13 protein-coding genes are annotated in these 12394 nt (G+C 45.0%); all 13 read left to right on the top strand.

What is annotated here, in order from left to right; translation table 11 throughout:
* Nucleotides 1-263: 263 nt before the first annotated feature.
* The 13 genes from CSH93_RS05450 to CSH93_RS05390 all read left to right on the top strand — a co-directional run bounded on the left by CSH93_RS05450 (nt 264) and on the right by CSH93_RS05390 (nt 12392).
* The gene (locus CSH93_RS05450; RefSeq protein WP_100642159.1) at nt 264-1091 is read left to right on the top strand and encodes a flagellin N-terminal helical domain-containing protein; all 828 of its coding nucleotides are present in this window, start codon (nt 264-266) and stop codon (nt 1089-1091) included.
* 696 nt (nt 1092-1787) lie between these two features.
* Nucleotides 1788-2627 carry a flagellin N-terminal helical domain-containing protein gene (locus tag CSH93_RS05445; protein WP_100642158.1) on the top strand — a complete coding sequence of 280 codons (840 nt, stop codon included), beginning with the start codon at nt 1788-1790 and terminating at the stop codon, nt 2625-2627.
* Nucleotides 2628-2664: 37 nt separating this feature from the next.
* The gene (locus CSH93_RS05440) at nt 2665-3135 is read left to right on the top strand and encodes a flagellar protein FlaG (protein ID WP_100642157.1); all 471 of its coding nucleotides are present in this window, start codon (nt 2665-2667) and stop codon (nt 3133-3135) included.
* Nucleotides 3136-3256: 121 nt separating this feature from the next.
* The gene (gene fliD / locus CSH93_RS05435; RefSeq protein ID WP_100642156.1) at nt 3257-4735 is read left to right on the top strand and encodes a flagellar filament capping protein FliD; all 1479 of its coding nucleotides are present in this window, start codon (nt 3257-3259) and stop codon (nt 4733-4735) included.
* 12 nt (nt 4736-4747) lie between these two features.
* A complete protein-coding gene (gene fliS / locus CSH93_RS05430; protein WP_100642155.1) occupies nt 4748-5176 on the top strand; it encodes a flagellar export chaperone FliS in 429 nt (142 codons plus the stop codon).
* Nucleotides 5173-5484 carry a hypothetical protein gene (locus CSH93_RS05425; RefSeq protein WP_100642154.1) on the top strand — a complete coding sequence of 104 codons (312 nt, stop codon included), beginning with the start codon at nt 5173-5175 and terminating at the stop codon, nt 5482-5484. Before fliS ends, CSH93_RS05425 begins: the two co-directional genes overlap by 4 nt.
* Before the next feature lie 449 nt (nt 5485-5933).
* On the top strand, nt 5934-6932 hold the full coding sequence (gene pseB, locus CSH93_RS05420) for a UDP-N-acetylglucosamine 4,6-dehydratase (inverting) (protein WP_100642356.1): 999 nt from the start codon (nt 5934-5936) through the stop codon (nt 6930-6932).
* Nucleotides 6929-8077: a UDP-4-amino-4,6-dideoxy-N-acetyl-beta-L-altrosamine transaminase gene (pseC, locus tag CSH93_RS05415; RefSeq protein WP_100642153.1), complete on the top strand. Its 1149-nt coding sequence runs from the start codon at nt 6929-6931 to the stop codon at nt 8075-8077. The genes pseB and pseC overlap by 4 nt, the downstream gene beginning before the upstream one ends.
* Nucleotides 8074-8772: a pseudaminic acid cytidylyltransferase gene (pseF, locus tag CSH93_RS05410; protein WP_100642152.1), complete on the top strand. Its 699-nt coding sequence runs from the start codon at nt 8074-8076 to the stop codon at nt 8770-8772. The genes pseC and pseF overlap by 4 nt, the downstream gene beginning before the upstream one ends.
* The gene (locus CSH93_RS05405; protein WP_100642151.1) at nt 8769-9764 is read left to right on the top strand and encodes a glycosyltransferase family 9 protein; all 996 of its coding nucleotides are present in this window, start codon (nt 8769-8771) and stop codon (nt 9762-9764) included. The genes pseF and CSH93_RS05405 overlap by 4 nt, the downstream gene beginning before the upstream one ends.
* On the top strand, nt 9757-10809 hold the full coding sequence (gene pseI / locus CSH93_RS05400) for a pseudaminic acid synthase (protein WP_100642355.1): 1053 nt from the start codon (nt 9757-9759) through the stop codon (nt 10807-10809). Before CSH93_RS05405 ends, pseI begins: the two co-directional genes overlap by 8 nt.
* Before the next feature lie 3 nt (nt 10810-10812).
* The gene (gene pseG, locus CSH93_RS05395) at nt 10813-11835 is read left to right on the top strand and encodes a UDP-2,4-diacetamido-2,4,6-trideoxy-beta-L-altropyranose hydrolase (protein WP_100642150.1); all 1023 of its coding nucleotides are present in this window, start codon (nt 10813-10815) and stop codon (nt 11833-11835) included.
* Nucleotides 11826-12392, top strand: a complete 567-nt coding sequence (locus CSH93_RS05390; RefSeq protein WP_100642149.1) for a GNAT family N-acetyltransferase — start codon at nt 11826-11828, stop codon at nt 12390-12392. The genes pseG and CSH93_RS05390 overlap by 10 nt, the downstream gene beginning before the upstream one ends.
* The last annotated feature ends 2 nt before the right edge of the window (nt 12393-12394 follow it).

Below are 12394 nucleotides of genomic sequence, written 5' to 3'. Positions count from 1 at the left end.
ACAAGTATAACGCCAGGAGGTAGTGAGAGGTATGAGGTCTGGAACATCATACCTGCCAGTCAGCAAGAGCAAACGCTCAGTTTAGCTTAGTCTTTCGCTCGACATGTGCCTAGCAAAAAATGTCATTCTGACAAAATCAGAAGACACATATACTAAGCATAGGTCGTGCCAACTTTATAATGGTTGGTAATCCATTGTTTTCTTGAAGTTAATGTTTTCCATGCTATGGAAAACGATTTTAGAAAACGTTAGGAGTGAGACCAATGGCTATTTATGTCAATACAAATGTCTCGTCAATTAATGCACGCAGGCAATTGATCGATTCAGGGATCAATCTCAATACCGCATTTGAGCGGTTATCTTCAGGCTTTAGAATTAATCGCGCCGCGGATGATGCTGCAGGTCTCCAGATCAGTGATCGAATGACCTCCCAGATAAAGGGCTTAGACCAAGCATCTCGCAATGCAAACGATGGGATATCACTTGCGCAGACAACAGAAGGCGCATTAGCTGAAACGACTAATGCTTTGCAGCGCATAAGGGTCCTAGCGATCCAGTCGCAAAACGGGATCAACACGTCGGCAGATCGTGTGGCCTTAGAAAAAGAAGTCATAGCATTGAAAAATGAGATAAGCCGCATAGCAGCTTACACCTCTTTCGCCGGCATTTATGTGTTGCGCGGCGACTATTCTTCAGTGTTTCTGGTTGGCGCAAATGCCGGCCAAACCATTAGTGTCAATATTTCTCGCCCAGGTGGATATGGTTTTTCAGGACTGATGAATGGCGCGCCTTTATCAGTTTTGACTACTGCGCAAGCGTCATCAGCGTTAGCCGCAATCGACAGAGCAATATCGACCATTGATGCCAAGCGGGCTGATTTGGGTGCTATTCAAAATAGATTTCAGTCAACAATCCGGAATCTATCTAACATTTCTGAAAATGTGTCAGCGGCAAGATCCCGCATACGGGATACAGACTTTGCCATCGAAACGGCAGAATTAACCCGTTGGCAGATTATTCAACAGGCGAGTACCACAGTACTAACACAGGCAAACCAGCGGCCACAAACCGCGTTGAGTTTGCTGCAGTAAGGAATTGAACGAGAGGGTGGAACTGAGAGGCCAACCTCGCCAAGGACGGCGGCCGTAAGGCAAAATAGGAAAAGTTATCCTAGAATGAAGAAGTAAAACGCCGACTAACAGGACCGAGAGTGTAGAATTTAAGGTTGAGAGGCCAGTTAAAAATCTACTAATAATCCTGCCAGCCGACAGAAACCGAATTTGCTCCATCTCCTAACGTGAGCAAGTTGGCCGGGTCCTATGACTCGGCCTTTTTTTATCTGCCAATTCTTTGACGTTGGCATTTTAATCACCATGGAGCAAAAATACTAAAGCATAAGCTATGCCAATAGTTTATTCGCTTGCAATAACCCCGCATATTCCTCATAAATCTGTTCATTTTTCTTTTCCTGTGCGCGGCAATATCTCGCATTCTTCTTCAGGTTTATTTGCATAAATTTGAATTTTAAAGTCAGCTTTTAGAAAAACTTTAAGATTTTATTCTTTAGTAAAAACAGCTGCTTATATTTTTTTTCAAAAAAAAGCAAAAAAAAACTAAAGTCCCTTATGGGGCTGCCGATACTGATAGTTGAGGGGTAATTTAATTACTTTTTAGGTTGGGTGTGTGGTAGCACTTAACCACGAGGGGGCTCTTGGTTTACGCCATGGGTTCAGATTGGAAGGAATAGCTGGTTCTCTCAAGCAAGCTGTTTCCCAGGAGGTAAAATCATGACTTTATACGTCAACACAAATGTGTCTGCGATCAACGCACAACGCCAGTTGTTCAACTCTGGTCAAGCACTTAACACATCGTTTGAACGTTTGTCGTCAGGCTTTCGTATCAATCGCGCAGCAGACGATGCTGCAGGTTTGCAAATTACTGACCGTCTTACGTCTCAAATTCAGGGGTTAAACCAAGCGGTTCGAAATGCGAATGATGCTATTTCATTGACGCAAACGGCTGAAGGCGCCTTAGCAGAAACAACAATTGCTCTGCAGCGTATACGCCAGCTCGCCATACAATCGCAAAATGGTATTAACTCTTCGTCTGACCGTTCTGCACTGCAAAAAGAAGTGTCGGCACTGAAGAGCGAAATTACGCGGATTGCAACAGATACAGAGTTTAATGGTGTAAAACTTTTGGACGCTGGTTTCTCAGCCGTATTTCTTGTCGGCGCGGAAGGTGGACAAACTATTTCGGTTAACCTGTCTGCTGGTAAGTTACAAGGTGCAACAAGCTTCAGTACCGCAGGCTTAGGCTTAACGGATACATCAGTAACGTCTGCCTCAAATGCTTCGGCAGCGATAGGCGTGATTGATACCGCTATTTCAGCAATTGGTGGGATTCGCGCGGATTTGGGGGCGTTACAAAACCGTTTCCAATCAACGATCCGTAACTTAAGTAACATCTCTGAAAACGTGGCGGCTGCCCGCTCACGGATCAAAGATACTGACTTTGCTGCGGAAACCGCTGAGCTAACGCGGAATCAGATTGTTCAGCAGGCTTCGATCTCTGTTTTATCTCAGGCTAATCAGAGACCTCAAGCTGCGTTATCATTGCTTGGATAGTCTATACTTACATGGTGAAGATTAAAGGAGGTTGATTGTGGACGCTATTAATTCGCAAATTGGCCAGACTTTTGCTGTAACATCGTTGGCAAATGGTGAAGCTTCGACACGAGTGCCTGCAAATGACACTCGTGAACTTGAACAAGGTACTGAAGCTAACCCTTCGTCGGTGAATGTTGGCAATACACCTTTACAAGAACAGCCGTCGCAGGCTCAAGATAATTCTGCAACGGCCGATATTGAGAGAGGTGAGCAGCAATCTGATAGGGAAACAGTAGAACAGGCTTCACGTGAGATTGAGCAATTTTTACAGTCGCAAAATCGAAACTTGAGCTTTTCTGTAGATCAAAATACACAGCGATCTGTGGTGACTGTTACCGAAGCGGATAGTGGCGATGTTATTCGTCAGATCCCTTCTGATGAAGTTCTTCGTTTAGCCGAAAGGTTAAGAGAATTTCAAACTGATGTCGGTAGTAGTGTTGGAGTACTGTTTAACAATCAGGTTTAGCCAGAACTCAAAACAAAGCGTGAGCTTTTGTTTAAAAGGAGTGCCGTAGATCACCGATAAATGGAGATTTGCGGCTTCTTTGTTTTGGTTGGCTGAAAAAGGTATGTAGGTGAGGTAATTTATGACCATTCAATCATTGGGTGTAGGCTCAGGGTTAGCGTTGGATGATCTAGTAACACAGTTATTAGAAGCAGAACGTAAACCAAAACAAGACAGACTCGATGCTAGAGAAGAGACTATTGAAGCTCAAATCTCCGGCTTGGGCCAAATAAAATCAAAGCTGAAAGATTTTCAGGATGCAGTGGACGAACTGCGTCGTGATAATGCCATCAACAAGCGTGAACCCACGATTACCAACCCTACTGAAGACGCTGATACGATTTCAGCGGAGGCATCAAACAGTGCATTGAAAGGTGAATATGAGATTGCGGTGAAGCAATTAGCGAGTGGTAGTCGGATTGAAACTGCCAATGCGATTGATGGTGGCTTTGCAAGCTCTTCTGATTCGGTACTTTCTTCTGGTAGTGGGACGCTGACGTTTAAAGTAGGCAATACTGGCGACAGCTTTACAGTAAATGTGACTGCCGGTATGACGCTGGCTCAGCTTCGCGAGCAGATTAATTCAAACGAAAATAATTTTGGTGTAAATGCCAATATCATTTCAACCGGTACCGCAGAAGGTGGTGCCAAGTTAGTGTTTACTTCAGACATAACTGGTAATAATAATGATCTCAGCATTGTTAATGATAATAATTTAACTGATCTGGAGCGAGTTGCCACGACAGATTCAGCAGAAACGGCGACGTACCTTTCCCCCATATTGACGGCCAAAAATGCGATAGCCAGTGTCGATGGAATTGAAGTACAAAGCGCATCAAATGAATTCGAAAATACTATTCAAAATGTCTCGTTTACAGCGAATGAACTTTCGACCTATACGGAAACAACCGATCTGGTTAATTATCCTGACGGAAAGATTTACAACACGTCAAATTTAAACATCGGCTTCGATAAAGCCGGTTTAGAAGAGAAAATCAATACCTTTGTTAAAAATTACAACAGCATTATTGATGAGATCAAAACCTTAACACGTTATGGGGAGTCAGAGCTTGAAGAAGACGGTGCTTTAGCTGGAGATTCGCTGGTTAGGGGGATTCAAACCGGTCTAGCTGGGCTCGTGGGTAGCGGTGTATCGTCTTCTGCCTTGGGTGGTTTGTTCGGCATCGGTATTGAGATTGATCAGGACGGCAAGCTCGAAATCGGATCTCTCGATTTCGGCCTCGGTAGCGGTCAGGATAGATTGACTGACGCACTGGAAGATTCTTTCGATGATGTGGCAAATCTATTCTCTGATGAAGATCAGGGTATTGCCACCAGACTGTACGACTTTATCGAGCAATATACATCTTTTAGCGGAATTCTCAGCACGCGTGAGAGGGCTGCTAAAGATGACAAAGATCAGGTGTTCGATGACCGCGAACGTTTTGAACTTCGCATGTTAAGCTATGAGCAGGTGTTAAGAGATAAGTACCTGAATCTTGACCAAACTGTGGCTAGACTGAATCAAACTGGTCAGGCATTACTAGCATCAATAGGTTAAAGGAGAAAATAAATGGCTTTAACAGGTATTAATGCCTACAAGAAAGGTGGATTGAAGCAGTCTGTAGCAAGTGCCGATCCGCATAAGCTGACTTTAATGTTGATGCAAGGGGCGTTAGATAAAATGGCCTATGCAAAGGGATGCATGGAGCGGAAGGACTTAGCTGGTAGGTCAGAGCATTTATCACGAGCAACCGCAATTGTTATCAACTTAAGGGATACACTAGACATGTCCAGTGGTGGTGAAGTTGCAGACAACCTGTATTCGCTATATGACTACATGGTCCAGCGCTTGACCGATGCCAATGTAGAAAACAGCTTGCAGATTGTAGATGAAGTGATTAGCCTGTTATCACCCATACGAGATGCATGGTTGCAGATCCCTGAAGAGGCAAAGCAACAAGCTTATGAAGCTAAGCGTCAAAAACAGCAAGCTGTGTGAATCAACGATCACTTAACCATCAAGAAACACCAGAGGCTCTTCGCGCAATAAATGCTACGTTAGAGGCATTATTGTGCGAAGACGATGTCGACAGCGAAGCGCTGTTGGCGCATATCTCTGAACGCGATTCCTTTATCCAAGACTTCTTAACTAGCTTGACGGAAGAACAACGTCGTTCATTTTCTCAACTCGAAATTGAGATCAATAATTATCTCATTGCACGAGTAGCTGAAATAGGGAAAAGTACCTTACTAGAAGCTACATCGCAGATCCGCAAACGAAAAGCGGCCAATAAGTATTTGGAGTGATAGGCGCTGAGATGCTCTGATTCATATTGATGAAAACTTGCATACACTTCGCTAAGTCGGGTGGTGTTCGGTGAAAAGGATACAATCGACATTCAATTTGCGCTTCCTTATACAAGTAAACGTTTAATCAGTGCGAATAGGAAGCTCGATATTAGTGTTTACGACGGTTATCCTGAGGCGTGTTAGCGGGAAGTAACGCTTTGATATGAATTCACAAAATGGCATCATTAATGCTTGCTTCAATGGATGTTCGTTAGGTAATGTTAACCTAGACCGGTTTGAATCAAATTCAAGGTTATTGGGTGTTGATTCTGTGCATTAGATTTCCCCTCAGCTTTTAACATGAGCTGTTGCTCAGGTCGCGGTTAAAGAATTTAACGGAAATGATATTGAATCGGCGCTTTAAAGCGCAAAGGTAGACACACCTTATATACTCTTGGATGCAGAATATGTTTAATAATAAGAGTTTGCTCATAACAGGTGGAACAGGGTCTTTCGGTAGACGTTTTATCACCCACCTGCTTGCCAACTATTCGCCCAAAAAAATCATTATCTATTCGCGTGACGAACTGAAGCAGTTTGAGATGCAGCAAGTCTATAAGGCGCCTTGTATGCGTTACTTTTTAGGTGACGTTAGGGATAAAGAGCGGCTAAAAGCGGCCATGCGTGATGTCGACTATGTTATTCATGCCGCAGCCCTGAAACAAGTACCGGCGGCTGAATATAATCCGAACGAGTGTATAAAGACTAACATTAACGGCGCTCAAAATGTCATCGATGCCGCCATCGCAACCAACGTGCGTCGTGTAATTGCGTTATCGACAGACAAAGCTGCCAACCCCGTTAATTTGTATGGCGCTACTAAGTTGGCGTCAGATAAACTATTTGTTGCGGCAAATAATATCAGTGGGGCAGTTGGCCCTCGGTTTGCAGTTGTGCGTTATGGTAATGTTGTCGGCTCTCGTGGGTCGGTAGTACCGTTTTATCGAAATCTTTTGGCTGAAGGCTGTAAAGCTTTACCTCTAACCCACGAGGAAATGACGCGCTTCTGGATCACCTTAGACGAAGGGGTTGATTTCGTTATTAAGGACTTCCAACGAATGCAAGGCGGCGAGATTTTCGTCCCTAAAATCCCCTCAATTCGGATCACAGATCTGATTGAAGCAATGAGTGGTACTAGGACTTATGATCTGGTTGGTATTCGACCAGGTGAAAAACTTCATGAAGTTATGGTTCCGGAAGAAATGGCTCACCACTCTTATGAATTTGATGATCACTATGTGATAACGCCGGCTATTAAGTTTTTTGATAAAACCATCGATTACACTAAAAACAAATTGGGTGAGACGGGTAAACCTGTGAGTGAAAAGTTCGAATACAACTCCGGGACAAATCCGCACTTTCTTACGGTTGATGAATTGAAAGCGTTGGACAAAATAACCGAATGATCCCCTACGGTAAGCACAACGTCATACAGCAAGATATTGATGCGGTTGTTGATGTCTTAACCAACAAATTTTTGACGCAAGGGGAAACGGTACCGCGCTTTGAACAGGCGTTGTGTGATTTTACCGGTGCAAAATATTCTGTTGCCGTGAATAGCGGCACCTCGGGTTTGCATGTCGCATGTTTAGCGGCAGGTGTTGGAAAAGGCGACGTTGTCTGGACATCTCCAAACTCATTTGTTGCATCTGCAAACTGTGCACTGTACTGCGGCGCTTCAGTCGATTTTATCGATATAGATCCTGTTACGCGCAACATATCGCTTGACGCTCTTTCTGCAAAACTGAAGTGGGCAGAAGCCAGCACATGTTTACCTAAAGCAATTGTTGTAGTGCATTTCGCGGGACTCAGTTGTGATATGCGCGCCATTAAGGCGCTTGTAGAGCCATTCAATATCTTACTAATAGAAGACGCAGCTCATGCTTTGGGCGGCTATTTTGAACAAACGGCAATAGGGGCATGCCAATACTCTGACATGGCCGTGTTAAGTTTTCATCCAGTGAAAAGTATTACCACCGCAGAAGGTGGCGCCGTCATGACAAATGATTCGGCCTTGGCGGAACGTTTGGTTCTGTATGCTAAACACGGGATAACCCGTGATGAAACCGCTATGACCGAAAATCACGGCCCTTGGTACTATGAGCAACAGGTGCTGGGTTTTAACTACCGCATGAGTGACATTCACGCAGCCCTTGGTCTTAGTCAATTATCTAGATTGTCAGAGTTTATTAACCAACGGCGCGCCTTAGCTCATCGTTATCATCAACGGTTACGAGTTCTTCCACTACAACTACCGCCTATCTATTCACTGGAAGATGACGAAAGTGCTTGGCATTTATACATGGTTGAAGTGTTGGGCGGAGAGCGTGATGTTGTATTTTCTAAACTGAGAGCATCTGGAATTGGCGTAAATGTGCACTATATTCCGATTCACTTACAGCCTTTTTACCAATCACTAGGATTTAAAGTGGGGCAGTTTCCAAATGCAGAAGCCTATTACTCACGGGCGATAACGTTGCCATTGTATCCAGGTTTGAGTGAAAGTGAGCAAGATAAAGTCGTTGATGCGTTACGAGAGGCTCTGTCGTGATTTTAGCAGTGATACCGGCGAGAGGCGGAAGCAAGCGTATTCCGAGAAAAAACATCCGTTCTTTTTGTGGTCAACCAATGCTAGCTTACAGCATCAACGCTGCCAAACAAAGCGGGGTGTTTGACGACATTATTGTGTCTACAGACGATGAAGAAATAGCCTCCATTGCTAAGCAGTTAGGGGCGTCAGTACCATTTATGCGACCATCAGCATTAGCAGATGATTATACGGGGACGCGGGCAGTTACAAATCAGGCGATGCTTGCATACGCAGAGCAATTTTCAAAGCCCGAATACTGTTGCTGTATTTATGCCACAGCGCCATTTCTTCAAGCGCAGTACCTGCGCCAAGGGCTTAACAAGTTACAGGCGAATACACAAAAGGCCTTTGCGTTTTCAGTGACCAGCTTCTCATTTCCCGTGCAGCGAGCGTTAAAACGATCGGGGGATGGGGTGGTTTGCATGTATCCCGAATACGCCTCGACACGATCACAAGATTTAGAAGAAGGCTTACATGATGCAGGACAATTTTATTGGGGGTCTTTCGATGGATATCTATCTGACAAAGCCATGTTTTCAGAGCACAGTATCCCCATTGAATTACCTCGGCATTTGGTTCAAGACATTGATACTGAAGAGGACTGGACGCGCGCAGAGCTTATGTATAAAGCCTATATGCAACAGGATGATTCATGACTAATATTCAGCAAGAGCGGCCTAAAATACTGCTAATTCGTATGCTGGGCCTAGGCGATGTCACGTGTATTGGTATTCCTGCATTACGCTATGTAAAGCAGTGTAATCCCGATGCGGATATCCATTTTATAACCTTTGCCGCAGGTAAAGAGGTTATTCAACTAGCAGAGCCTGATGTGACCGTTTTTGGGCTTGAGAAGGGCGAGTGGCCGGATAATATTGTCTATGCCATGGAAACTTTCCTTGGACTAGCAGAGAAAATTGTTGGTGAGGGTTATCAGCAAATTATTAACCTCGACACATGGTTTATGCCTTGCTTTCTTGCGCGTTTTCTTAAAGATGCTGGCGAGCCAGTACAAGGCAATATCATGGGTATGTCAGTTGCTGATTTAATTACCCAGTTTCAGGCGCAAACCTTAAAGCCGGAATTTGTTAATGAACCGGCTGCCTATATGCAAAGCACATGGTTTAGCATGCATCGTTGGAACAGTCTTTGGTGGCAAAGTGGATTGGCCCCTGACGGCGGCTATCCTGAGTTTTATCTCAAAACCTGTTGCGGCTTTAATGGTCTTCAGTTGGATATGCACATCGATGTGCAAGCCGATGAAAAATTGATTCAAATTGCTAAGTCGAAAAAAGTGGTGGCGTTAGCATGTGATGCGCGCACGCCAGAGCGGCACTATCCTTACGCAGATGAAGTTAAATCAATGCTGCAGCAACAAGGTGTTCATGTGTGGACAGGGTTTGATGGGGCCGTGTCGATGAAACAAACGCTGGCGATGTTGAAGGCAAGCGATTTACTCATTTCTGTGCCTTCGGCACCGCAATGGTTAGCGACGGCAGTTGAATGCCCTTCACTTATTATTACCGGGCAAGTTGACCCGCGTACGTTGATGCCAGATTACGCCACGGACATGAGTGACGTCCCTGTTGAACCTGCCGTCTTAGTTGAAGGTGTGCTAGCCATTCTTCAGGAGAGCAATGATGCATGACGTACGGATTGAAAACCGCATTATTGGGGGCAATGATCAACCTTTTATCATTGCCGAATTGAGTGGCAATCATGGGCAAGATTTAGACACAGCGTTAGCGATGATTGACGCTGCTGCTGAGGCCGGTGCAGATGCAATTAAATTGCAAACCTACACCGCAGATTCAATGACACTCGATGTGGATGCCGATGATTTTTTGATTAAAGAAAAAGATAGTCTTTGGCACGGCGAGCGATTGCACGGGCTGTATGCCAAAGCGGCGACACCTTATGAATGGCATAAAACCTTATTTGAACATGCGCAGGCGCGCGGGCTAATTGCGTTTAGTTCACCGTTTGATGAACATGCGGTAGATTTTTTAGATGATCTCGGTGTTCCGTGTTTTAAAATTGCTTCATTTGAACTGACCGACTTACCCTTGATAGCAAAGGCAGCGAGTAAAGGAAAACCGCTCATCATGTCCACTGGAATGGCATCGCTGTCGGAAATAGAAGAGGCGGTCAGCACAGCGAGAGACGCTGGGTGCGACGACTTGATTTTATTGAAATGCACCAGTACCTACCCGGCGGATGCAGGTAATACCAATTTACTCACTATTCCACACATGCGCGAGGCATTTGGGTGTCAGGTGGGGTTATCTGATCATACGCGAGGTGTCGGTGTAGCCGTTGCGTCAGTTGTGCTAGGGGCAACGGTAATTGAAAAACACTTTGTACTGGACCGCAGTGCCGGTGGTGTGGATGCCGAGTTTTCACTTGAGCCGCATGAACTAAAGTCATTAGTAGAAGAATCGAATCGTGCGTGGCTAGCCCTAGGGAATGTGCGGTATGGCGGCGTTGCGGTCGAAGAAAAGGCTAAGCAGTACCGCAGGTCAATATATGTGAGCGAAGATGTTCAGCCGGGCGATGTACTCACCAAGGAGAACCTGCGCATTGTGCGCCCGGCATTCGGTTTGGCGCCAAAGCACTTCAACTCAGTATTAGGTAAAGTAGCGCGGCACGCACTACGTAAAGGAAAACCTCTGTGCTGGGATGATGTAGAGTAACCCATGCGTTTTATTTTCTGTGTGCAGGCATCAGCCACCATTGGCCTAGGGCATTTAATGCGTTGCCAAGCATTGGCGCAAACGGTCATTGCTCACGATATGGATGCTGTGTTTTTATTGGATGATGAAACTCGTCGAATTGCATTAGCACGTCAAGATTGGCAAGGTCAGATTTTACCTTTTGATTATGCCGTGCCATTAGCACAACAACTTTCAAACCTACAAGCGACGTTGCCATTTCCAATCGAATGGATTGTCGTTGATGGTTATCAATTTACTCGAGATTTCTGTCAGCAATGGCGAGACCTAGGCCACCGCGTAGCACTATTCGACGATGATGTACATGAAACGCCTTTAGCGGCAGACGCCGTTATTAATGCTGCGCATCCACCTGATGAAGAACGTCACCACCTGTTTGGTAGTGATTTTCGATTGCTTCGTCGTGAATTTAAAACGGTAATGCCGTTAAGTGTTAGCCAGCGATTTCATTTAACCCTGAATTTTGGCGGTAGTGATCCTTTTGGTTTGACCATCCCACTGTTGAAATGTTTAGCATCTGTTGAATTTGATGCGCCCATTCGCGTGGTAACCGGCGGGGCTTATCAGCAAGTGGAAGAGTTGAATAAAGCCATCAATGACTTGCCTTTATCGATTCAGCACATTCATGATGCCCAAGATATGGCTGATGTGTGGAGTCATGCGCGTTTGGCTATTTCAGCAGCGGGTGGCAGTCAGTTTGAAATTGCAGTGTGTAAAACCCCAGCGATACTCGTGGTGGTAGCGGAAAATCAAATAACGGCAAGTCAGCAAGCTGAACAGGAAGGTTGGTGTCGAATCCACTATTTGCATGATGTTAGTGAAACAGAGAAGGCAGGGATATTGGCCGATATCGCTCGACAGGCGAAACAGTTATGGTCTGAAGCCGATACGCTTAGCCAAATGCAAGATGCACTTAATGAGCGTTACGATGCATTTGGCGGTGAACGTCTTATGGATGCGCTTTTGGAGCTCTCGTCATGCAACTAGAACAGCCCCTCGAGGGTTATCAGGTTAGGTTACGCAATATACTGCGTGACGATTTAGAGTTGTTGCGTCAATGGCGGAATAGTGATCATGTGCGCAAGTTCATGCTTACAGATGGGTACATTACCCAGGAGCAACAACAAGCATGGTTCGAACATATTCGCCGTGCAACCAACCAATTGCATTTTGTAATTGAATATCGGGGCCATCCCATTGGTTCGTGCAATATTAAAACACGTGGGCAAGCAGCCGATATTTTCTCTGCGGAGCATTTTGAACTCGGGCTTTATATTGGCGATGAGCAGTACGCAGGTAACGTAATTGCGTTTTCTCCCACGTTGTTAATGAATGATTTTTGTTTTGAACAACTTCATGCGAATCAACTGCATGCGGTAGTAAAGCCAGACAACCTAGCAGCGATGCGCTACAACGAGAAACTGGGCTACAAAATAGTTAATCGCGGTGAGTTATTTGAACTTGTGCTCGATAGACAGCACTACGACGAACACAGTAAAGTATTAAAAACGTTACTCAACAGACCGCCGCGGCAAAAAACATAAGG

This window comes from Neoalteromonas facilis (genome assembly GCF_002807665.1).
In the GTDB taxonomy this organism is placed as follows: domain Bacteria; phylum Pseudomonadota; class Gammaproteobacteria; order Enterobacterales; family Alteromonadaceae; genus Alteromonas_E; species Alteromonas_E facilis.
The sequence above is the reverse complement of the archived record's forward strand: the minus strand, read 5'-3'. Positions and strand labels throughout refer to the sequence as shown.

Coding starts and splice junctions, on each gene's coding strand:
- CSH93_RS05450 (WP_100642159.1), top strand. CDS start 264: ATGGCTATTTATGTCAATACAAATGTCTCGTCAATTAATGCACGCAGG.
- CSH93_RS05445 (WP_100642158.1), top strand. CDS start 1,788: ATGACTTTATACGTCAACACAAATGTGTCTGCGATCAACGCACAACGC.
- fliD (WP_100642156.1), top strand. CDS start 3,257: ATGACCATTCAATCATTGGGTGTAGGCTCAGGGTTAGCGTTGGATGAT.
- fliS (WP_100642155.1), top strand. CDS start 4,748: ATGGCTTTAACAGGTATTAATGCCTACAAGAAAGGTGGATTGAAGCAG.
- pseB (WP_100642356.1), top strand. CDS start 5,934: ATGTTTAATAATAAGAGTTTGCTCATAACAGGTGGAACAGGGTCTTTC.
- pseC (WP_100642153.1), top strand. CDS start 6,929: ATGATCCCCTACGGTAAGCACAACGTCATACAGCAAGATATTGATGCG.
- CSH93_RS05405 (WP_100642151.1), top strand. CDS start 8,769: ATGACTAATATTCAGCAAGAGCGGCCTAAAATACTGCTAATTCGTATG.
- pseI (WP_100642355.1), top strand. CDS start 9,757: ATGCATGACGTACGGATTGAAAACCGCATTATTGGGGGCAATGATCAA.
- pseG (WP_100642150.1), top strand. CDS start 10,813: ATGCGTTTTATTTTCTGTGTGCAGGCATCAGCCACCATTGGCCTAGGG.
- CSH93_RS05390 (WP_100642149.1), top strand. CDS start 11,826: ATGCAACTAGAACAGCCCCTCGAGGGTTATCAGGTTAGGTTACGCAAT.